Source organism: Plantactinospora sp. KBS50 (assembly GCF_002285795.1).
In the GTDB taxonomy this organism is placed as follows: Bacteria; Actinomycetota; Actinomycetes; order Mycobacteriales; family Micromonosporaceae; genus KBS50.
Genome location: NZ_CP022961.1, coordinates 2851974 through 2872331, shown reverse-complemented (window position 1 = coordinate 2872331; position 20358 = coordinate 2851974). Strand labels below are relative to the sequence as shown.

The 20358-nt window shown below is 74.7% G+C and carries 20 protein-coding genes; 11 read left to right on the top strand and 9 right to left on the bottom strand.

The genetic code is table 11. The features are described 5' to 3' along the window. Positions 1–6: 6 nt before the first annotated feature. The 3 genes from CIK06_RS12715 to CIK06_RS12705 form a co-directional block, all read right to left on the bottom strand. Complete coding sequence (locus tag CIK06_RS12715) at positions 7–684, bottom strand: response regulator transcription factor (RefSeq protein WP_232534181.1); 678 nt, start codon at positions 682–684, stop codon at positions 7–9. After that, a complete protein-coding gene (locus tag CIK06_RS12710) occupies positions 681–1706 on the bottom strand; it encodes a sensor histidine kinase (RefSeq protein WP_095565009.1) in 1026 nt (341 codons plus the stop codon). Before CIK06_RS12710 ends, CIK06_RS12715 begins: the two co-directional genes overlap by 4 nt. A 99-nt stretch (positions 1707–1805) precedes the next feature. Next, the gene (locus tag CIK06_RS12705; RefSeq protein WP_095565008.1) at positions 1806–2699 is read right to left on the bottom strand and encodes a UbiA family prenyltransferase; all 894 of its coding nucleotides are present in this window, start codon (positions 2697–2699) and stop codon (positions 1806–1808) included. 253 nt (positions 2700–2952) lie between these two features. On the opposite strand from CIK06_RS12705, the gene CIK06_RS12700 reads away from it, so the two are divergent. The 11 genes from CIK06_RS12700 to CIK06_RS12650 all read left to right on the top strand — a co-directional run bounded on the left by CIK06_RS12700 (position 2953) and on the right by CIK06_RS12650 (position 15633). Further along, the gene (locus tag CIK06_RS12700) at positions 2953–3900 is read left to right on the top strand and encodes a glycoside hydrolase family 5 protein (RefSeq protein ID WP_157756732.1); all 948 of its coding nucleotides are present in this window, start codon (positions 2953–2955) and stop codon (positions 3898–3900) included. Then, the gene (locus tag CIK06_RS12695) at positions 3831–4373 is read left to right on the top strand and encodes a hypothetical protein (RefSeq protein WP_095565006.1); all 543 of its coding nucleotides are present in this window, start codon (positions 3831–3833) and stop codon (positions 4371–4373) included. Before CIK06_RS12700 ends, CIK06_RS12695 begins: the two co-directional genes overlap by 70 nt. Before the next feature lie 50 nt (positions 4374–4423). Next, positions 4424–6709, top strand: coding sequence for a hypothetical protein (locus CIK06_RS12690; RefSeq protein ID WP_095565005.1), 2286 nt, complete (start codon positions 4424–4426; stop codon positions 6707–6709). A 20-nt stretch (positions 6710–6729) separates the two neighbouring features. Continuing rightward, positions 6730–8841, top strand: coding sequence for an ROK family protein (locus CIK06_RS12685; RefSeq protein ID WP_198348226.1), 2112 nt, complete (start codon positions 6730–6732; stop codon positions 8839–8841). Next, positions 8838–10031 (top strand): hypothetical protein, encoded by a 1194-nt coding sequence (locus tag CIK06_RS12680; protein WP_095565003.1) that lies wholly within the window; start codon positions 8838–8840, stop codon positions 10029–10031. The genes CIK06_RS12685 and CIK06_RS12680 overlap by 4 nt, the downstream gene beginning before the upstream one ends. A 1-nt stretch (position 10032) precedes the next feature. Beyond that, the gene (locus CIK06_RS12675; RefSeq protein WP_198348225.1) at positions 10033–10677 is read left to right on the top strand and encodes an HAD-IA family hydrolase; all 645 of its coding nucleotides are present in this window, start codon (positions 10033–10035) and stop codon (positions 10675–10677) included. After that, on the top strand, positions 10677–11423 hold the full coding sequence (locus CIK06_RS12670; protein WP_095565002.1) for an ABC transporter ATP-binding protein: 747 nt from the start codon (positions 10677–10679) through the stop codon (positions 11421–11423). Before CIK06_RS12675 ends, CIK06_RS12670 begins: the two co-directional genes overlap by 1 nt. Before the next feature lie 5 nt (positions 11424–11428). Beyond that, entirely contained in the window at positions 11429–12250 is an 822-nt protein-coding gene (locus CIK06_RS12665) for an ABC transporter permease (protein ID WP_095565001.1), read from the top strand. Then, positions 12250–13704 (top strand): glycosyltransferase, encoded by a 1455-nt coding sequence (locus CIK06_RS12660; RefSeq protein ID WP_095565000.1) that lies wholly within the window; start codon positions 12250–12252, stop codon positions 13702–13704. Before CIK06_RS12665 ends, CIK06_RS12660 begins: the two co-directional genes overlap by 1 nt. Further along, positions 13680–14714 (top strand): Gfo/Idh/MocA family protein, encoded by a 1035-nt coding sequence (locus CIK06_RS12655; RefSeq protein WP_095564999.1) that lies wholly within the window; start codon positions 13680–13682, stop codon positions 14712–14714. Before CIK06_RS12660 ends, CIK06_RS12655 begins: the two co-directional genes overlap by 25 nt. A 154-nt stretch (positions 14715–14868) precedes the next feature. Beyond that, the gene (locus CIK06_RS12650) at positions 14869–15633 is read left to right on the top strand and encodes a sugar phosphate isomerase/epimerase (RefSeq protein ID WP_157756731.1); all 765 of its coding nucleotides are present in this window, start codon (positions 14869–14871) and stop codon (positions 15631–15633) included. 129 nt (positions 15634–15762) lie between these two features. On the opposite strand, the gene CIK06_RS12645 is transcribed toward CIK06_RS12650, so the two are convergent. The 6 genes from CIK06_RS12645 to CIK06_RS12620 are packed head-to-tail and all read right to left on the bottom strand — an operon-like array spanning position 15763 to position 20355. Further along, positions 15763–16509, bottom strand: coding sequence for an urease accessory protein UreD (locus tag CIK06_RS12645; protein WP_095564997.1), 747 nt, complete (start codon positions 16507–16509; stop codon positions 15763–15765). Then, the gene (gene ureG, locus CIK06_RS12640; protein WP_095564996.1) at positions 16509–17231 is read right to left on the bottom strand and encodes an urease accessory protein UreG; all 723 of its coding nucleotides are present in this window, start codon (positions 17229–17231) and stop codon (positions 16509–16511) included. The genes CIK06_RS12645 and ureG overlap by 1 nt, the downstream gene beginning before the upstream one ends. Further along, positions 17221–18027 (bottom strand): urease accessory protein UreF, encoded by an 807-nt coding sequence (locus CIK06_RS12635; protein ID WP_095564995.1) that lies wholly within the window; start codon positions 18025–18027, stop codon positions 17221–17223. Before CIK06_RS12635 ends, ureG begins: the two co-directional genes overlap by 11 nt. Next, positions 18027–19730 (bottom strand): urease subunit alpha, encoded by a 1704-nt coding sequence (locus CIK06_RS12630; RefSeq protein ID WP_095567771.1) that lies wholly within the window; start codon positions 19728–19730, stop codon positions 18027–18029. Before CIK06_RS12630 ends, CIK06_RS12635 begins: the two co-directional genes overlap by 1 nt. Then, complete coding sequence (locus CIK06_RS12625; protein WP_095564994.1) at positions 19727–20056, bottom strand: urease subunit beta; 330 nt, start codon at positions 20054–20056, stop codon at positions 19727–19729. The genes CIK06_RS12630 and CIK06_RS12625 overlap by 4 nt, the downstream gene beginning before the upstream one ends. Continuing rightward, entirely contained in the window at positions 20053–20355 is a 303-nt protein-coding gene (locus CIK06_RS12620) for an urease subunit gamma (protein ID WP_095564993.1), read from the bottom strand. Before CIK06_RS12620 ends, CIK06_RS12625 begins: the two co-directional genes overlap by 4 nt. Between the last annotated feature and the right edge of the window lie 3 nt (positions 20356–20358).

Below are 20358 nucleotides of genomic sequence, written 5' to 3'. Positions count from 1 at the left end.
CGGGTGCTACGGCCCGGCGCCCTCGGCCGGGTCGATGAGCCGGGCGGTCTGCGCCTTGCGGATGGCGTCCACCCGCGACACGGCGCCCAGTTTCGCGTAGATGTTGGTGAGGTGCCGCTTCACGGTCGCCTCGCTGATGTGCAGCCGGGTGGCGATCTGTCCGTTGCTGAACGCCTGGGCGATCAGCCGGAGAACGTCGGTCTCCCGATCGGTCAGCGGGGTGCGCCGCGCCGTGCCGGCCAAGGGCTCCGGGCGGCGCACCGACGCGCGGGGCACGGCCAGCAGCACCGCCTCGGCGTCGGCGGCCACCGCGCGTACGGCGGCCACCAGCTCGATCCGCAGGCTGGTCTTGGACAGGAACGCGGCCGCGCCGCAGTCGAGCAGTTGGTGCATGACCGCCGGGTCGTGGTGCATGGTCAACACCACGATCCGGGTCTGCGGGCAGCGCCGGCGCACCTGCCGGATCACCTCGTCGGCGGCGAGCCCGGGCATCTCCACGTCCAGTAGCAGCACGTCCGGGGAGTACCGGACGGCGTGCAGCACCGCACCGTCGCCCGTGGACGCCTCGCCGACCACGTCGAACCCCTCGACGGTGAGCAGCATCTCCCGGATGCCGGCCCGGAACAGCGTGTGGTCGTCAGCGAGCACGATGCGCACGGTGCCGGCGGGGTCGACGAGGGTCACAGGCTCGCCTCGCCCAGCGGGACCCGGAGGGTGATCGTGGTTCCCCGCCCGGGTGAACTGCGCACCGACAGCCGACCGCGCAACAGCTCGGTCCGCTCCCGCATGGACGGCAGGCCGCCGCCGGGGGCGGTGGCCGAGGCGTTGGGCTCGAAGCCCCGCCCGTCGTCCGTCACCGAGGCGCTGGCCAGCGTGTCGGTGACCACGATGGAGATCCGGATCCAGCCGGGCCGGGCATGCCGCAGCGCGTTGCGGGTCGCCTCGCGCAGGATCAGGTACAGCTCCTCGCCGACGTTGGGCGGCAGCGCCTTCATGTCGCCCTGCACGTCCAGCACCGTCGAGATCTCCGGCGGCACGTTGGTGCGCAGGTACGTGCGCAGTGCCCGCTCCGGGTCACCGACCGACCGGCGCAGCTCGTCGGAGATGTCCTGGACCGTCTGGATCGACTCGACAAGCGAACTCATCGCGCTGGTCAGCTTCGCCTCGGCGGCCGGCGGGTTGGCCGTGCGGTAGTGCCGGTGCAGGTCCAGGTGCTGCAACGCCAGGCCCATCCCGTGCCCGATCCGGTCGTGCAGCTCGCGGGCGATGCGCCGCCGCTCCTCCTGGCGGGAGGCGTGCAGCCGCTCCAGCAGGTACTCCACGTAGGACAGTGAGGCGAGCACCACCCGGTCCATCACGGCGTTGTGCAGGGTGAGGCTGACGCCCAGCGCGGTCCGCGCGCCGCCGTCCGGCCGGGCGAGCAGGATCATCGGCAACGCCACCTCGAACAGCAGCGCCGCGGCCCGCAGCGACTGGGTCGGGTGGATGCCGCTGCGCGCCCGGCTGGCGCCCAGCCGCACCGAGTACAGCCGGGAGTCCGCGTCCGGCAACGTTTCCGCTGGCAGCAGGACTTCCTCAAGGACGAATTCGACCTGGCGCATCACGTCGTCAAGACTCTCCGGATCGCGCGACAGCGCGTAATCCTCGGCCACCAGCCTGCCGCGATACGTCTGGAGAATCCGGCGGATCAAATCGCGGTCCGGCATTTCCCTCGCGATATCCGGCAACCGAACGCCTTTCAGTCAGGCATGGCACCGACTGCGCACGCATTGCGATAGTACCGGCACGATCCGCATCGTCGTCAATCAGTGCTGTGGTTGCAAGATGTCGATGATCGTCGACAAATGCACTGCATACTGGACAATCATGAACCGTCGGTACGGCAGCCCCGGATCCGACCGCAACAGGCCCAGCGCCACGATTCCGGCACCCACCGGAAGCCCGACTCCGACCACCGGCGTGACGCCCAGGGTCCAGGCCGCGATCCCGGCCCCCGCGCCCACCGCGAGGGTGAGCACCGCGAGCACCAGCCGGGCGCGCCGCGCCCCGAGGACCACCGGCAGGGTACGCCGTCCCGCCGCCCGGTCGCCCGCCACGTCCGGCAGATCCTTGGTCATCCCGACCAGCGCCATCCAGGCGGACATGGCGCCGCCCACCACCAGCAGCGTGGGGGTCGGCCCCCCGCCGCCACCGGCGTACCACCCGGCCAGGTAGGTGACCACGCCGCCGGCCGCGATCACCGCCATCGCGCCACCGGTGTGCGCCTTCTGCGGCCGGGGGCCGGCCGAGTACAGCGTGCCCAGGGCGAGCATGGCCAGCACCAGCACCACCAGCAGCGGTCCGACCAGGATCGCCAGCAGCAGCGCCGCGGCCGCCAGCCAGGCCAGCATCGTGCGGGCGGCGGCCTCGGCCAGCTCGCCGCCGGCCAGCGGCCGGGTCGAGCCGTTGCCGCTGTCCTCCACCCGGTCGCTGAGTCCGTTGAGCAGATAGACGTACCACGTCGTACACAGCCAGGCCGCCGCGGCGACCGCGATCCGCCCATAGTCCAGCCCGGCGCGGGCCGCGGGCAGGGCCAGCAGCGCCGCGGTGAGAAACCGCAACTGGAACATGCGCTGCACCACCGGCCGCGCCTCGCGCCAGCTCAGCGCCACCGATCGGGTCCAGGGCAACCGCGACGCGACGGGAGCGAACGTACTCATGGCGGCCTCCAATCCTCCGGGTAACGCTGCCGATTGTTCGGACGTCGTGCGGCGCGCGGCTCGCCCGGTAAGCGATTTTCCCGTTCGCGAATGGTCGTAGCGACCTACGACCTTGGTATACAACCGGGCCTGCCACCCTTTTCCGAACCGCCCCGACATCCCTAGCGTTCGGTCCGAGGGGCCATCGGCCCGCAATCACACCGAAACGCTGGAGGTGTTTGCCATGCCTGTCGACCGCACGCGGTTTCTGCGGGTGAGTGGTACCCAGATCGTCGACGGAAACGGCACGCCGCTGCTGATCCGCGGAATCGGGCTGGCCGGCTGGCTGCTCATGGAGAACTGGATCACCGGCTTTCCCGGCCACGAGGAGGGGCAGGAGACCTCGGTCCGGCACGTACTCGGCCCGGACCTCACCCGCGTCTTCTACGACCGGTTCATCGAGCACTTCTTCACCGCGGCCGACGCCGAGTTCCTCGCCTCGATCGGCATCAACGTCGTACGGCTGCCGTTCCACTACAAGTTCTTCGAGTCCGACGACGCGCCGTTCCAGATCAAGCCGGAGGGCTTCCGGCACCTCGACCGCCTAATCGAGCAGTGCGCCCGGCACGGCATCTACACGATGCTCGACCTGCACGCCGTGCCCGGCTACCAGAACCAGGACTGGCACTCGGACAACCCGACCCACGTGGCGCACTTCTGGCGGCACCCTCACTTCCAGGATCGGGTGGTGAACCTGTGGCGGGCGCTGGCCGAGCACTACCGGGACGAGCCGTACGTGCTGGGCTACAACCCGCTGAACGAGCCCGCCGACCCGACCGCCGAGCGGGTCGGGCCGTACTACCGCCGGCTGGTCGAGGCGATCCGTGAGGTCGACCCGGACCACATCATCTTCCTGGACGGCAACCGGTACGCGATGGACTTCCACTTCTTCGGTGAGCCGACCCCGAACGTGGTGTACGCACCGCACGACTACCCGCCGCCGGGCTTCATGCCGGGCGCCCGCTACCCGGGCACGTTCCAGCTGATGCACGTCACCGCCCCGAGGAGGGCAGCGACGCCCCCGTCAAGGAGTCGCCGGACTACTGGGACAAGGCGGCCGTCGAGGAGGGCTTCCTGGAGCGCACCGAGTACATGCGCCAGACCGGCACGCCCATCGTGGTCGGCGAGTTCAACGCCGTCTTCAACGGCGACGACGAGCTGAAGGTGATGCGGCGCAACCTGCTCTCCGACCAGCTCGACATCTACGACAAGCACCAGGCCGGCTGGATCTACTGGGGCTACAAGGACATCGGCCTGGCCGCCCTGCTGTCGGTCGACCCGGACAGCCCGTGGCTGCGCCGCATCGCGCCGATGGTGGAGAAGAAGGCCCGGCTCGCGGTCGACCTGTGGGGCGGCGACCTGGCCAACATCGCCGACGTGCTCGCCCCGGTCCGGGAGGTCTTCGCCCGCGAGTTCCCGGACTACTGCCCGTTCCCGTGGGGCGCGGACTTCCGCATCAACCGGCTCATCCCGCACACGCTGTTCTCCGAGGCCCTGGCGGCCGAGTTCGGTGAGCTGTTCCGCGGGCTGGACGCCGACGGTATCGACGAACTGATGCGCTCGTTCCGGCTGGAGAACTGCCGGCCGCGCCACGACCTGATCGCGCTGCTGGACAGCGCCGGCGGACGGCGCTGACGTCCCGGCCGCCGCCGCGACGCGTACGGCTTCCCACGGAGGTTGCCCGCATGACCCAGACGCAACTGGCGCAGCACCAGCCGCTCGCGCCGGCGGACCGGAACCACCTGGTGCTCCGGGCGGATGTCACCGCCTCGTTCCGGCTGGACATCACGCCGAACCTGTTCGACCCGGCGAACGACACCCTCGCCGACGCCTGGCGGCAGGCCCGCCGGCTGCTGGTGGTCCGGGACGAGGTCGCCGCCGACCGCGCCGACCTGCTCACCGAGTACCTGCACGCCGCCCGGCGTACCGGTCGGCTCGACGACTACCTGCTGCTGGACCCCACGGACTCCCCCACGCCCGACGGCATCGAGGCCTGCGACGGCGTGGTGGAGGCCGCGGCCCGGGCCCGGCTCGGCCGCCGGGACGCCTTCCTGGCCTTCGGCAGTGCGCACACCGGCCAGGTGGTCACCGTCGCTGCCTCCTCCTACCGGCGCTGGACCCCGGCGCTGCGGATCCACCGGGACCTCGCCTCGACCGTCGGTTCGATCCGGGACGGCGTGCGGGTCGGACTGCACGACACCGCGATCAGCGCGCTGCAACGCTCCACGCACGTGCTGGTGGACGAGGACGGCGTGGTCACCGACCGGCCGTACGATCCGGCCGAGCAGGCCGCGGTGCTGCTGCTCGGCCTGCTCGACCTGACCGCGCTGGACCACCTGGTGACCGGCACGACCCCGCACGGCCGGGCCGAGGCCCTCGCGCTGGTGCTGCGGATGTGCCAGCGGTTCGGTCCGGGCGAGCCGATGTGGCAGCTCGGCGCCGTCTGGTCGCCGCTGGCGCCGGCCTGCGTACCGGCCGAGCACCGTCCGCTCTGGTCACTGATGCTGGCCGCCCGGATCGCCCACCGGATCGGCATCCTGCCCACCGACCGGCTGCGCGCGGCGACCGCGCTCACCCACCGGCTCGGCGTGGACGTCTCGGCCGCACCCGACGAGCAGGTGGCTCGGCGCTGGGCGGCCAACCCGGCGCTCGGCGACGGCCCGGTGCTGACCGTGCCGCTGCCCAACGACGACGGCGAGCCGGTCAGCATCGACCGCACCCTGCTGTACACCACGCTGACCGGCCTGCCGGCGCTGCCCGCGGTGCCGGCGGCGACGGGCGGGCCGGGCGATCCGGTCCCGTCGGCCCGGGTGCCACGCAGCCGGGTCTCCCGGGTGGCGGTGGGCGCCCGCACCCGCATCCGGGTGCCGGCCACCTTCCCGGTGCTGTTCACCGAGCGGCTGCTCGACGACGACAACTGGGACCTCGCGCCGCTGCTACCGGCCGGCGGCCAGGTGCTCACGGCCATCGACCCGTACCGGACGGACCAGCTGGCGCGGGTGCACCGGATGCTGGCCCGGTACCGCCGGCACGGGTACCTGGCCCGGTTCACCGTGGTGCCGGTGGATCCCACCGACCGGGCCAAGACGATGCAGCAGGTGGCCCGCATCCTGCAGACGGCCGAAGGGCTGGGACTGGGTCCCCGCGACCGGATGCTGGTGATCGGCGGTGGCACCGTGCTGGACATCGTGGGCTACGCCGCCTACCTCTACCGCGGCGACACCCCGTACCTGCGGGTGCCGACCACCCTGGTCGGGATGATCGACGCCGGGATCGGGCTGAAGGTCGGGGTGAACGTCGGCGGCCACAAGAACCTGATGGGCGCCTACCATCCGCCGCTGGCCTGCGTCTGCGACGCCACCTTCCTGGCCACCCTGGCCCCGGCCGAGCTGCGCTGCGGGCTGGCGGAGGCCGCGAAGATCGCCATGGTCTGCGACGCCGACCTGTTCGCGCTGATCGAGGCCCGGCACGAGGACCTGCTGGCCGGCGCCGGCACCCCGGAGGTCCGGGCGCTGCTGGACGGCTCGATCGCCACCATGCTGCGCGAGTTGGAGGCCAACCCGTTCGAGGACGAACTGCGCCGGCTGCCGGACTTCGGCCACGAGTTCGGGCACGTGCTGGAGTCGATGTCGGGGTTCCGGCTGCGCCACGGCGAGGCCGTCTCGATCGGCATGAGCCTGTCGTCCCGGCTCGCGCTGGACACCGGCCACCTCGACCGCCACGACCTCGACCGGCTGCTGGGCCTGCTCGGCGCCGCCGGCCTGCCGCTGTGGGATCCGGTCTGCGACCCCGAGGCGCTGTGGCGCAAGCTGCGCGACGACGTGGTGCCGCACAAGGGCGGCAAGCTGCACCTGGTCGTGCCGCGGACGGTCGGCACCGGGGACTTCATCGACTCGCTGAACCAGCTCGACGTGGGCATGCTCCGCGACGCCTGCGCCGAACTGCGGACCCGTTCCGAAGGGGGCGCGTGATGGCCTTCATCGTCGTGGACATGGGTGGTACCACCACCCGGGTCGGGGTGTGGGCCGACGGCGGGCTGCGGCCCGGGATCACCCGGTTCGCCACGCCGGGCGACCCGGACACCCACCTGGACGCCGTGGCCGCCGCGGTCACCGGCACCCGGGCGGCGAACCCCGGCATCACCGCCGTCGGGGTGGCGGTGGGCGCCACCGTGGACGCCACCGGCACGGTGCGCAACGCGAGCATGATGTGGCGCCGCCCGCACACCGGCCTCGACCTGGCCGGCGCGCTCCGCCAGCGGCTGCCGTGGGCGCGGATCACCGTCCGCAACGACATCGCCGCGGCGGCCTGGCGGTACCGGCGCCTCGGCCGGTACGCCCTGGTGACGATCAGCACGGGCGTCGCGGTCAAGGTGTTCGACGACCGGCTGCCCACGCCGTACAAGCTCGTCGAGGACCCCGACGGGCTCGGCGGCGAGGTCGGGCACGTGCCGGTCCGGCCGCCCGGGCGGGACCACCGGAGGCTCGGCGCGGCGGCGGCGGCCGGCGACCCGGCCGCGCGGCGCCGGCTGGCCGAACTGGACCTGCCGTGGTGCGAGTGCGGCAACGTCGACGACCTGTGCAGCCACGCCTCCGGGCCGGCCGCCGCGCGGGCGGCGCTGCGCGCCGGCGGCGGGCCGGTCGGCACCCGGGACATCGCCGCCGCGGCCCGAACCGGCGACCCGTTCGTGCTGGACCTGCTGCGGACCCTCACCCGCCCGCTGGCGCTCTACCTGCTCCAGCTCTCGGCGCAGCTCGGCCTGCGCCGGATGGTGGTGATGGGCGGGTTCGCGCACGGGGTCGGCGAGCCGTGGTTCGCGGCGCTGCGGGCCAACCTCGGCGACCTGCTGCCCTCCGGCGCCTGGTTCACCGGGTGGACCGGGGCCGACCTGGACGCCCTGGTCACCCCGTCGCTGGACGGCGACGACAGCCTGGCCGGCATCGGCTGCCTGCTGGCGGACGTCGGGTCGCAGGTCCGCTCGCTGGACAAGCCCATCGGCGTCACCGGCGTCACGGTGCGCCGCGACAGCCGGCCGGCCTGCGGCGCCGAGCAGTTCCTGGCCCGGATCCACTTCGCCGGCATCTGCGGCACCGACGTGCAGATCCTGCGCGGCGACCGGGGATGGGAGCCGGGCGTGCTGGGCCACGAGTGCGTCGGCGAGGCCGTCGAGGTCGGCGCGAACGTCCGGGACCCGGCCGTGGGCACCGTCTTCGCGGTCAACCCCAACCACCCGTACGACGAACACGACAAGATCGGCCACAACCTGCCCGGGGTGTGGCGGGACATCGCGCCGTTCGACGGTCACCTCGCCGAACGCGGGCAGCTGATCGAGCTGCCGGCCACCGGTTCCGCGGACTGGGTGCTGCTGGAGCCGCTCGCCTGCACCGTCCGGTCGCTGCGGCTGGCCGGCGAGCGGTGGAAGGGCCGTACCGTGCTGGTCGTCGGCGCCGGGGTCTCCGGGCTGCTGCACGTGCTGCTGGCCCGGCGCTGGAACGCCGACCGGGTGCTGCTGGCCAACCGCGGTGCCGGCCGGCTCTCCGCGGCCATCGACCGCGGCATCGTCGAGCCCGAGGACTGCCTCCGGCTGGACGAGACGCTGCTGTCCAGGCTGGACGGCGGCGTCGACGCGGTCATCATGAGCACGGCGGGCAACACCGGCGGCGCCGCCCTGGACCCGCTCTGGCCGGTCCTGGCCGACGGCGCCACCGTGCACCTGTTCGGCGGCTTCCCCGCCGACGCGGTGCTGCGGCCCTACGGTCGGGAGATCCCCGCACACCCGGTACGCAGCCGGGGCGAACGGGTCGCGCTCGACCTGCCCGGCGGCCGGACCTGCACCCTGGTCGGCTCCCGCGGCGCCGACCGGGACGACTTCGAGACCGCCGTGCGGGCCTGCGTGCCGGAGTCCGGCGGCACCCTGGAACTGGCCCCGCTGATCAGCCACGTGCTGTCGCTGGAGGCCGCGCCGCGGGTGCTGGCCGAAATCGGCGCGACAGGCCGGATCGACGGCCGGCCGGCGCTGCGGGCCGTGATCGACCTGCGGCTCGACGGTGACGTGGTGCGGCCGGTGGAGCCCGGCGCCGAGTTGCCGGCGGTGGCCCGGTGAGCGCGGGCGGCCGGGCCGGGCACGCCGGCGCCGCCGGGCTGTGGCGGCGGGTGCACCGGTACGCCTGGGCCTGCCCGCCGCCGTGGACGGCCGTGCGGCGCGCCGTCGCACCGCTCGGGGCGGCGCTGCCCGGACCGCTGCTGGTGCTCGGCACCGGCGGCTGGAGCTTCGCCGTGGACGCCCTCGGCAGCGACCGGGTGCGGGCGCTGGACAGCCTCGACCCGTGGACCCTCGCGCACACCCGGGCGCCGGCCAGCCGGCTGGCCGTCTCCTCCTCGGGAGCCACCGTCGAGACCCGGGCACTGGCCGAGGCGTTCCCCCCGACCCGGTGGCTGTGCGGCCGGCAGCTGTCCCCGCGCGGCGCCGACGACCAGGTGGCGCTCTTCGGCGCGCCGCTGTCCACCGCGTTCCTGGCGCCCGCCGCGCTGGCCGACCCGGCGGGGCTGCGCGACGCGTACCGGCAGTTGCGGGCCGGCCACCGGGGCACCGGGCTCGCGGCGGCGGAGCTGGCCGCCGGGGTCACCGGTCCGGACATCACCATCGCCCCGCCGGCCTGGGCCACCGAGGGTCTGCGGCTGTGGCTGCTCCAGCTCGGCCGGCAGGTGCTGTGCGGCAAGTCCGACCGGTTCCGGCCGCACGTCACGCTGGTCGGGCCGGACACCCGGGCGACGCCGGGAACACCGGCGCCGCCCGCCGGGCCGGACGTCCCGGCGACGCTCGACCTGCGCGCCGCCCGGCCCGGGCTGGCCGGCCTGATGGAGCTGATGTACCGGGCCGGGATGTTCGCCGCCTGCCTGGCCGTCCGGCACGGCGTCGCCCCGGCCGAACACCGCAACGTCACCGCGTACAAGCGGCTGCTCGGCCGCCGCGGCCCGGCGTACCGGACCGCGGACCTGGCCGGGTTCGTCGCCGGCTGGCTCGCCGACCGGCCGCGGCTGCGCCGGCTGCACGTCGTGCGCTACGGCGGCCAGCCGGCGCCGCTGCCCGACCCGGCCACCCTCGGCGCGGCCGACCGACCGGTCGAGGTGCACCGGGGCAGCGCGTGGAACCACCACTCGTTCCAGGCGGTGTACGCCGACCCGGGCACCGCCGTCGTCGTGCTGGCCGCGACGCCGGACGGGCTGCTGCGGGACATCGCCGAGGCCACCCGGCTCGCCCTCGGCGACCGGGCCGTGCTGGTGGAGGTCTGAGGTGGACGCCGTGCTGCTGGACATGGACGGGGTGCTGCTGGACTCCACCGCGCTGCTGACCGGCGTGTGGCGTACCTGGGCGGTCCGCAACGGCCTCGAACCTGCCGCCGTCGTCGCGACCAGCCACGGCCGGCGCAGCGCCGACACGCTGCACGCGGTGGCCCCGCACCTGGACCCGGACGAGCAGCGCCGGGAGCTGGACCGGCTGGTGCGCGAGCGCATCGACCGGGTGCGGCCGATCGACGGCGCCGCGCGGCTGCTCGCCGGCCTGCGCGTGCCGTGGGCGCTGGTCACCTCCGGCACCCGCTGGTTCGCCCACCGCTGCCTCACCGCGGCCGGGCTGCCGCTGCCGGCGGTGGCCGTGTACGGCGAGGACGTGCCGCGCGGCAAGCCCCACCCGGATCCGTACCTGGCCGGCGCCGCGCGGCTCGGCGTCGCCCCGCACCGGTGCGTGGTGGTCGAGGACGCACCGGCGGGCATCGCCGCGGCCAGGACCGCCGGCTGCCTGGTGGTCGCGCTGTCGAGCACCCACCGGCCCGACGAGCTGACCGGCGCGCACGCCCGGCGGCCCACCCTCGCGGCGGTCGGCGCCCTGCTGGCCGGCCTGACCGCACCCGAGCACGTCGCATCGAGAGGAGACCGGTAATGGCGGACCAACCGGTACTGCGGGTCCGAGGGCTGCGCAAGCGCTACCGCAGACACACCGCGGTCGACGGCATCGACTTCCAGGTCGGACCCGGTGAGCGGGTGGCGCTAGTCGGCCCCAACGGCGCCGGCAAGACCACCACGCTCATGTCGTGCCTGGGCGCCGTGCTGCCCGACGACGGCACCATCGAACTGCTCGGCCGCGGCACCCCGGGCGGCCGGCGCGCGGTGCTGGACCGGGTCGGGTACGCGGCGGGATACCTGCCGCTCCCCACCCACCTGCGGGTCATCGAGTACCTGACCCTGTACGGCAAGCTGTACGGCTGCCCCGACCCGAAGGCCGTCGCCCAGGCCGGGCTGCGGCACTACGGCGTGGAGCACCTGGCCCGGTCGATGGGCACCGAGCTGTCCAGCGGTCAGCGCACGGTGGTGGGCATCGTGAAGGCCACCATGCACCGGCCGGCGCTGATCGTGCTCGACGAGCCGACCGCGTCCCTCGACCCGGACGTGGCGCTGCGGGTGCGGACCCGGCTGTTCGAGCAGTGCGAGCAGCACAACACGGCGCTGCTGGTGACCAGCCACAACATGACCGAGGTGGAGCGGCTGGCGCAGCGGGTGGTGTTCATCGCCGCCGGCCGGGTGGTGGCCGACGACACCACCGAGCGGATCGCCGCCCGGCTCGGCCAGACCAACCTGGAGGACGTCTACCTGCACCTGAACGCCAACCCCGCGAACACCGGAGTGTGATCGGAATGAGTATCCCGACGGCCCTCACCGTGCCCGCGTCGTCGCTGCGGCGGACCCTCGCGGTGGCGAGCCGGCACATCTACGTCACCCTGCGCAATCCGCCGCGGCTGTTCGACATGGCGGTCTGGCCGGTGGTGGACACCGTGCTGTACGGCTCCATCGCGCTGTTCATGCAGCGCGCCCCGGCCGGTTCGGCGCGCACCGCGCTCACCGTGATCGCCGGAATCATCATGTGGCACGTGGTCTACCAGGCGCAGATCGCGGTCTCCGCCGGCTTCAACGAGGAGACCTGGTCGCGACACCTGCCCAGCCTGCTCACCACCCCGCTGCGACCGCTGGAGTGGCTGTTCGGCACCGCCCTGCAGGGGATGGTGAAGGTGGCCATCGGGGTCACCGCGGTCACCGTCGCGGCCGTCACGCTGTACGGCTTCGACGTGTCGGTGATCGGCCCGTCGGTGATCCCGGTGCTGGCGCTGCTGCTGCTCAACGGGTGGGCGCTGGCGATGATCGTGATCGGGCTGGTGCTGTACTTCGGGTCGGCCGCCGAGGCGCTGGTCTGGGGGTTGCTGTTCGTGGTGCTGCCGCTGTCCGGCGCGCTGTACCCGACCTCGGTGCTGCCGGCGGTGCTGCGGCCGGTGTCGGCGATCCTGCCACCGCGGTACACGTTCGACGCCGCGCGGGCGGTGATGACCGGCGGGCCGACACCGTGGGCCGAGATCGGGGTGGCGGCGGTCGCCACCGCCATCTTCATCGCCATCGGTCTCGCGTTCGCCGGCGCGATGCTGCGCACCTTCCAGCGCCGCGGCTTCATCAGCCGGTACCAGTGATGGACGGCTACTTCGAGCTGCTGCGCCGGCCGGACCCGGACGGGGCGCTCCGGCTGCCGGCGGACGCGGCCCGGCCGGGGGTCACGGTGCTGATCCCCACCTACACGCCGACGGGCGGCGACCGCTCCACCCGGCTGCGCCGCTGCCTGCACAGCGTGCCGGCGGCGGACGCGACGTTCGTCATCGTCGACAACGGGCTCTGCGCGCCCGCCCGGGCGCAGCTCACCGCGCTGCTGTCGGCGACCGGCCGCCCGCACCTGGTGGTCGACGCCCCGGCCGGGCAGGTCGGGACCGGGCAGGCAGCGGCCGGACACGCCGGGACCGCTCAGACAGGGGCGGCCGGCGCCGAGCCGGGGCCGCGCCGGCGGTACACCACGGCAGCCGCCCGCAACGCCGGGCTGGCCGCGCTGGCGGCGCTGCCGGACACCCATCCGGTACGCCGGGAGTTCCTGCTCTTCCTGGACGACGACACGGTGCTGGCCCCCGACGCGCTGCCGGCGCTGGTTGCCGCGCTGCGGGACCGGCCGGCGGCGATCGCGGCCTGCCCCCGGGTGGTGCCGGTGGCCGATCCCGGGCACTGGCTGGCCGGCCGCCCACCGACCGCCGGGACGGCGGCGGCCGGCGCTCCAGCGGTCCGGGCGGCGACGCCGCACCGGCTGCCGGGTCCGATCCGGGACGGCCGGTACGACCTGCTCTCGGTCACCAGCCACGGCAGCCTGGTCACCGGGCGCACGGTGGGCCTGCTGGTCCGCCAGGCACCGGTGCTGGCCAACCTGCCGCTGTTCTTCCCGGGCACCCCGTACGGCAGCAGCGAGGACATGCTCGCGATGGCCGCGCTGTCCCGGCTCGGCCAGCTCTGGTCGGTGCCGGCCGCGCAGGTCGCCGACGAGGCCCGGGACGCCCCGGGGTCGACCCGGATCCAGCAGTACGCGTGGGGCTTCGACCACGCCTGGCTCGCCGGCGCGCTGGCCCGGGCCGGCCTGGTCCCGCCCGGCGTGCACGTGCTGTCCTGGCGGGACGGGCGGTGGCGGCACGAGCGGCTGGACTGGGGACCGGCCACCGGATTCCTGATCAACCCGGCCGAGGTGCTGCTCGGCTACCGCATGCTCACCGCGGTCGCCGGCAACCCGGCCGCGGCGCAGGGCCTGTTCGGACCGGACGCCGGGCCGGTCCGGGACGGGCTGCCGCGGCTGGGGCGCGTCCTGTGGCGGCACGCCCGGGGCGCCGGCCGCACCGCGGACCCCCGTCCGGACCTGCCCGCGCTCGCCGGGCGGGACTGGTCCGGACTGCGCGACGGCCTCGACTCGCTGCTGGGTCACCTCGCCGGCAACGTGGCCGGCAGCGCGGACCACAGCTTCCTCTACGGCGCCCGCCAGCCCGCGGTCGCCACCCCCGGCGTGTCGTCAACCTCCATCGAACGGAGCAGGTCATGGTCTTCCAGATCGGCATCGTAGGAGCCGGCGCCCTCACCCGCATCGGGCTCGCGCCGGCGCTGCTGTCCATGCCGGAGGCGCGGCTCGCCGCGGTACTCGATCCGGACCCGGCGGCGCTGGCGTCCATCGCGGACCTGGCGCCCGGGGCCGTGCTCGGCTCCGACGCCGAGCGGTTCTTCGACACCCCGCTGGACGCGGTGCACGTGGCCACCCCGAACCACCTGCACGAGCAGTACGCCTGCCGGGCGCTACGGATGGGCCTGCCGACCATCGTGGACAAGCCGCTGGCAGACAGCGTCGCATCGGGCGCTCGGATCGTCGCCTGCGCGGCCGAGACGGGGACCCCGGCGCTGATCGGCTACATGGCCAAACACAACGCGGCCTACGTGGCGGCCCGGCGGCTGGTGGCCGAGGGCGCCATCGGTACGCCGGTCTCGATGGTCGGGTCCCGGCTGGGCTGGCGCAAGTACGACTGGCGGTCCCGACGCAGCCAGGGCGGCCTCGGTTGCCTCGCCGACCTGGGCATCTACCCGGTGCTCACCGCGGTCGACCTGTTCGGGGCCGAGCCGGTGCGCTGCCAGGCCAACGCGTACCCGGTCGACGACCCGGAGCGCACCGAGGTGTACGCCCAGGCGACGCTCTGGTTCGACGAACGGCGCTACCTGCACTTCGAGACCTCGTTCGCGTTCGACCAGCAGCCGGCCTCGGCCGAGGTGTCCGGCTACACGGTGGTCGGCGACGCGGGGGTCCTCCAGGTCACCGGCGGCTGGGCGATGAACGGCGGCGGCACCGTCGACTACTGCACGGCGACCGGTTGGCACCGGCCGGACCTGGTGCCGGTCGACCCGTACGCCAGCCAGTACCGGTCGCTGCTGGCCGCGGCCGGCGGCGCCCCGGTGCCGGGCGAGCTGAGCCTGGCCCGCGGCCTCACCGACCTGGAGATCCTGTACGCCGTGCGGCGTACCGCGGCGGCCCGCGCCGGGACCGCCCCGATCACCGTCGGCGCCGCCGCGCTGGTGGCGTCCCGGTGAACGGCCGTCCGGTGAACGGCTACCCGGTGGGTGGCACGCCGACCCCGCCGGTGCCGGCGGCCGGCCCGGTGCTTCCGGTACTGCACAGCTACTCGCTGCGCGGCTACCCCGGGAACACGTCTTCGCGGTGGCCCGGGCCGGCCGGTGGCCGGCGGTGGAACTCGCCGCCTGCCACCTGGACCTGTCCGACGCCACCCGGGACCTGGGGGCGGCGCTGGCGCAGGCCCGGGACGCCGGCACCAGCGTGTACTGCCTCGGGTACTGGGGCGAGTTCATCGGGCTGCCGGAGACGGTGGACTGGGTCCGGCGGGCGATCGAGGCGTGCGGCCGGCACGGCGTACCGATGGTCAACGGCTCGGCCGGTTGGCTGGTGCAGGAGCCGCGACTGTGGGACCGCGACTGGCGCAAGAACGGCAGCGCGATGGCCACGGACGAGGACTACGCGGTGGTCGCCGCGGCCTACCGCGGGCTGGCCGACGAGGCCGCCGCGGTGGGAGTCCGGATCGGGATCGAGGTGCACCCGAACACGGTGCACGACACGGTGCCGGCGGCGGCCCGGTTGCTGTCGCTGATCGACCGCCGGAACGTGACGGTGACGCTGGACCCGGCAAACGCCGTACCCCTGGCGCCGGACGATCCGGCCGAGTTGGCGCTGCTGGGCGGCGGTCCGACCTACTTCCACCTGAAGAACTGTCTGGCCCGCGAGGGTGTCGCCGACTTCACCGTGGACGCGGCGAACGGGGTGGTCGACAACTACCGCTGGCTGGCCGCGCTGCTGGCGGCCGGGACGTGTCCGGCGGTGGCCGTCGAGTACTGCGGCGCGGGAGACCCCCATCCGCGGCTGTCCGCCGCGCGCCGCTACCTGGACGACACCCTCGCCCTGCTCACCGGCCGACCGGCGGGCCGCGGCCCGCAGTGATCGGGGGGGGTCGCGGCCCGCAGTGATCGGGGGGGGCGCGGCTCCCGGCGGCCGACGGGCGGCGGCCGCCGGGTCGCGGCCCGCGGCGCGGCCCGTAGCCATCCGGGCGCGGCGCGGGCCGGTCGCCGGTCAGCCCGAGCAGCGCGGCCCGCACTCCGGTCCGGCGGCCCCGCTCAGGTACCCGCGCAGCAGGTGGGCGCTGTCGGCGGTGGCCACCACCAGGCAGGCCGGGCCGGTCAGCGGCACCCGGACCGCGGTGGGGGCGATCACCCGCGGTGCGGTTGCCGCGTCCGGGCCGACCCGCAGCAGCGAGCCGGTCGCCTTCGCCCCGCCGAGCACGGCCGGACCGTCCCAGCCGGGCGCGCCACCCACGGCGAGGGTCTGGTGCAGCAGCGGCCGGTCCGCGTACCGCACCCGGGTGCTCACCTCCACCTCGCCGGCCGGCTCCGCGTGCCGGCCGCAGACCAGCTCGTCCCGCCACAGCAGGGTCGCCGACTCGGCCAGCTCGACGGTGGCGTCGGTGCGGTGCCGGCAGCGGGCCGCGGCCACCGTCTGCTCCGGCAGCCAGTGCAGGGTGCCGCCGCCGGCCACGGTGGCGCGGACGGTGAACCGGGAGCCGGCGCCCGAGCGGGCCGGCAGCGCCACCGAGGCGGCGACCGTGCCGAGGCAGAGCGTGGCGCCCGGACCCACCTCCAGGTCCAGCCGCAGGTCGTCGCCGCCGAGCGGGCCGGCGGCGCCGCCGACCAGGTGCACCGTCGCCGGGCCGCCGGCCGGACCGGTACGCCGCAGCAGCAGCGGCGTCTCGCCGCGCATCCGGGTCAGTCGAGTTCCACCGCGGCCGTCGGCCTCGGCAACCACCCGGGCGCGGGCCCGCATCAGCGGGCCTCCGCCGCCATCCCCGGCTCGTGCGCGGCGCGCAGCCGCCGGATCCAGTCGGCGACCGGCGTCGCCCGCGGATCCCCGGTCAGCGACAGGAAGACCGTGGGCAGGTCGCCCCGGCGCGCCCGGGCGTCGCGGTCCATCACCGACAGGTCCGCGCCGACCAGCGGGGCCAGGTCGGTCTTGTTGATCACCAGCAGGTCGGCGGTGGTCACCCCCGGCCCGCCCTTGCGGGGCACCTTGTCGCCGCCGGCCACGTCCACCACGAAGATCTGCCGGTCGACCAGACCCCGGCTGAAGGTGGCCGTCAGGTTGTCCCCGCCGCTCTCCACCAGGACGAGGTCCAGCGGACCGAGCGTGGACTCCAGCTCGTCGATGGCGTCCAGGTTGGCCGAGATGTCGTCCCGGATGGCGGTGTGCGGACAGCATCCGGTCTCCACCGCCCGGATCCGGTCGGCCGGCAGCACCCCGTTGCGTTTGAGGAAGTCCGCGTCCTCGGTCGTGTAGATGTCGTTGGTGACCACCCCGAGCCGCAGTTGCCCGCCGAGCGCCCGGCACAGCGCGGCCACCAGGGCGGTCTTGCCGGATCCGACCGGGCCGCCGATCCCGACCCGCAGCGCCCGGGCCGCCGGTGGGGGCGGCTCGTGCGGGTCGACGTCCGGGTGCGGATGGCTGTGCGGGACCGGCGGATCGTCGTGGGTGACAAGGTCAGGATGCAAAGAGACGCACCTCCCAGCTCGCGTGGACTTCGGCGTGGATGTCGGCCAGCGGCGCGCTGCCGGCGGGCAGGTCGGCGGCCGGTCGGTCGGCCGCCGCGGCGGCGGCGCGGGCCACCTCGTCGCAGGCGCCGGCCAGGCCGGACAGCAGCGCCTGGGTCCGGTACGGGTCGAGCCCGAGCAGCCGGACCGCGGCGCTGGCCGGGCCGGTGAGCACCCCGTACGCGCCGACCAGCGCGGTCTGCGCGACGCTGAGCCCGGCGGCGTGCCCGGTGAGGCCCAGCGCGATCGGCTGGTGGCATCCGTCGGGGTGCCGCGGCGCGGCGTCGAAGCCGGCACCGCCCCAGGTGGCCCGGCCGGCCCGCAGCAGCGCCCGGCCCTGCCGGCGGGAGGCCAGCCGGAGCGCGGGAGCGGCGGTGCGCGCGTCGAGTTCGGCGTCCAGTTCGGCCAGCCCGGCGGCGCGCTGGAGCCCGGGACCGGCAGACCTGGCGTACGCGGCGGCGGCGAACGCGGCGGTGACCGGGCCGGCGGTGGCCAGCCGGCCGCGCAGGAAGGCCGCCAGTTCGGGGAGGCCGGTCACCCGGCCGGCGGCGACGGCGGCCTCCAGGCCGGCGGAGTGCGCGTGGCCGCCGGCCGGGAACCGCCCGTCGGCCAGCAACAGCAGCGTGGTCACGCCCGCCGGGAGCGCCGGATCCGCGGGTGCCGCGCCCGCCGGGAGCGCCGGATCCGCCGGCGCGGCAGCGGCCGGTGCGGCAACGGCCGGCGCGGCGGGGTCCGCCGGGACCGCGGGAGCGTCCATCAGAACAGGAAGTAGCGCTGGGCCATCGGCAGCTCGTCCACCGGATCCGGCTCGACCACGGTGCCGTTCACGCGCACCGTGAAGGTGTCCGGCTCGACCTCGATGCGCGGCAGGGCACCGTTCTCCGGCAGGTCGGCCTTGCCCCGGGAGCGGACGTTGCCGACCGGGACGAGCGGGCGGCGCACGTCCAGGCGCAGCCCCGCCTCCAGCGCGGCCGGCGCCACGAACGCCAGGCTGGTGGCCGCCGGCGCCACCCCGTAGGCGCCGAACATCGGCCGCGGCAGCGTGGGCTGCGGGGTGGGGATGGACGCGTTCGCGTCGCCCATCTGCGCCCAGGCGATCATCCCGCCCTTGACCACCAGATCCGGACGCACCCCGAAGAACGCCGGGTTCCACAGCACCAGATCGGCCAGCTTGCCGGGCTCGACCGAGCCGACGTGCTCCTCCAACCCGTTGGCCATGGCCGCGCAGATGGTGTACTTGGCGACGTACCGCCGGGCCCGGTGGTTGTCGGCCCGGCCGTCCCCGGGCAGCGCGCCGACCCGGGCCTTCATCACGTGCGCGGTCTGCCAGGTCCGCAGCACGACCTCGCCGATGCGGCCCATGGCCTGCGAGTCGGAGCCGATGATGGAGATCGCGCCGAGGTCGTGCAGCAGGTCCTCGGCGGCCATGGTGGACGGCCGGATGCGGCTCTCGGCGAACGCCAGGTCCTCGGGCACCGCCGGGGACAGGTGGTGGCAGACCATCAGCATGTCCAGGTGCTCGGCCAGGGTGTTGCGGGTGTACGGCCGGGTGGGGTTGGTCGAGGACGGCAGCACGTTGGGGTGGCTGGCCACGGTGATGATGTCCGGCGCGTGCCCGCCGCCGGCCCCCTCGGTGTGGTACGAGTGGATGGCCCGGCCGTTGATCGCCTTCAGCGTGTCCTGGACGAAACCCGCCTCGTTCAGCGTGTCGGTGTGGATGGACACCTGCACGCCGGAGGCGTCGGCCACCCGCAGGCAGGCGTCGATGGCCGCGGGCGTGGTTCCCCAGTCCTCGTGCAGCTTGAAGCCGCCCGCGCCGGCCCGCAACTGTTCCCACAGCGCCTCGGTGGCCACCGTGTTGCCCTTGCCGAGCAGCAGCACGTTGACCGGGAAGGTGTCCAGCGCCTCGTGCATCCGGGCCAGGTGCCAGGCGTTTGCCGTGACCGTGGTGGCCTTGCTGCTCTCGGCCGGCCCGACACCGCCGCCGACCAGCGTGGTGACGCCGCCGGCCAGCGCCTCGGCGACCAGTTGCGGGCAGATGAAGTGCACGTGCGTGTCGACCGCGCCGGCGGTGAGGATCCGGTTGTTGCCGGCGATGACCTCGGTGCCCGGCCCGATGACCAGGTCGGGGTGCACACCGTCCATGATGTCCGGGTTCCCGGCCTTGCCCAGCGCCACGATGCGGCCGTCCCGGATGCCCACGTCCGCCTTGACCACGCCCCAGTGGTCCAGCACGACGGCGCCGGTGATCACGGTGTCCGGGGTGCCGTCGGCCCGGGTGGCCCGGGACTGTCCCATCGACTCGCGGATCACCTTGCCGCCGCCGAAGACCACCTCCTCGCCGCCCGCGCAGTGGTCCGTCTCGATCTCGATCAGCAGGTTGGTGTCGGCCAGCCGGATCCGGTCCCCGGTGGTCGGGCCGTACAGCGCCGCGTACCGCGACCGGTCGACGAAGCTCATCGGGACCGCCCGGCCGCGGCGTCCAGCGGCCCGCCGCAACGTGCCCGCAGCCCGGCCACCACCCGGCGGCCGGCCAGCGGCACCAGCTCGACCGCCCGGCTCACCCCGGGTTCGAACCGGACGGCGGTGCCCGCGGGTACGGCCAGCCGCAGTCCCCAGGCCGCCGCCCGGTCGAACGACAGCCCGGGGTTGGCCTCGGCGAAGTGGTAGTGCGAGCCCACCTGCACCGGCCGGTCGGCGGTGTTGGTCACGGTGAGCGTGGTGACCGCCCGGCCCGGGTTGATCTCCACGTCGCCGTCGGCGAGCAGGACCTCACCCGGGATCACGGGATGGGGTGGTGCACCGTCACCAGCTTGGTCCCGTCCGGGAAGGTCGCCTCCACCTGCACCTCCTTCAGCATCTCGGGTACGCCGTCGAGCACGTCGGCCCGGGTCAGCACGCCGCGGCCGGCGTCCATGAGGTCCACCACGCTGCGCCCGTCCCGGGCGCCCTCCAGCAGGTACGCGGTGAGGATCGCCACCGCCTCGGGATAGTTCAGCCGCAGCCCGCGTTCGCGGCGGCGCCGCGCCACGTCCGCGGCCACGTGGATGAGCAGCCGGTCCTGCTCGTGCGGGGTGAGGAACATGGC

Excerpts from the sequence above, each read along its gene's own strand:
- CIK06_RS12710 (WP_095565009.1), bottom strand. The coding sequence starts at position 1,706 with ATGCCGGACCGCGATTTGATCCGCCGGATTCTCCAGACGTATCGCGGC.
- CIK06_RS12705 (WP_095565008.1), bottom strand. The coding sequence starts at position 2,699 with ATGAGTACGTTCGCTCCCGTCGCGTCGCGGTTGCCCTGGACCCGATCG.
- CIK06_RS12695 (WP_095565006.1), top strand. The coding sequence starts at position 3,831 with ATGCGCCAGACCGGCACGCCCATCGTGGTCGGCGAGTTCAACGCCGTC.
- CIK06_RS12690 (WP_095565005.1), top strand. The coding sequence starts at position 4,424 with ATGACCCAGACGCAACTGGCGCAGCACCAGCCGCTCGCGCCGGCGGAC.
- CIK06_RS12685 (WP_198348226.1), top strand. The coding sequence starts at position 6,730 with ATGGGTGGTACCACCACCCGGGTCGGGGTGTGGGCCGACGGCGGGCTG.
- CIK06_RS12670 (WP_095565002.1), top strand. The coding sequence starts at position 10,677 with ATGGCGGACCAACCGGTACTGCGGGTCCGAGGGCTGCGCAAGCGCTAC.
- CIK06_RS12665 (WP_095565001.1), top strand. The coding sequence starts at position 11,429 with ATGAGTATCCCGACGGCCCTCACCGTGCCCGCGTCGTCGCTGCGGCGG.
- CIK06_RS12660 (WP_095565000.1), top strand. The coding sequence starts at position 12,250 with ATGGACGGCTACTTCGAGCTGCTGCGCCGGCCGGACCCGGACGGGGCG.
- CIK06_RS12655 (WP_095564999.1), top strand. The coding sequence starts at position 13,680 with ATGGTCTTCCAGATCGGCATCGTAGGAGCCGGCGCCCTCACCCGCATC.
- CIK06_RS12645 (WP_095564997.1), bottom strand. The coding sequence starts at position 16,509 with ATGCGGGCCCGCGCCCGGGTGGTTGCCGAGGCCGACGGCCGCGGTGGA.
- CIK06_RS12635 (WP_095564995.1), bottom strand. The coding sequence starts at position 18,027 with ATGGACGCTCCCGCGGTCCCGGCGGACCCCGCCGCGCCGGCCGTTGCC.
- CIK06_RS12630 (WP_095567771.1), bottom strand. The coding sequence starts at position 19,730 with ATGAGCTTCGTCGACCGGTCGCGGTACGCGGCGCTGTACGGCCCGACC.
- CIK06_RS12620 (WP_095564993.1), bottom strand. The coding sequence starts at position 20,355 with ATGTTCCTCACCCCGCACGAGCAGGACCGGCTGCTCATCCACGTGGCC.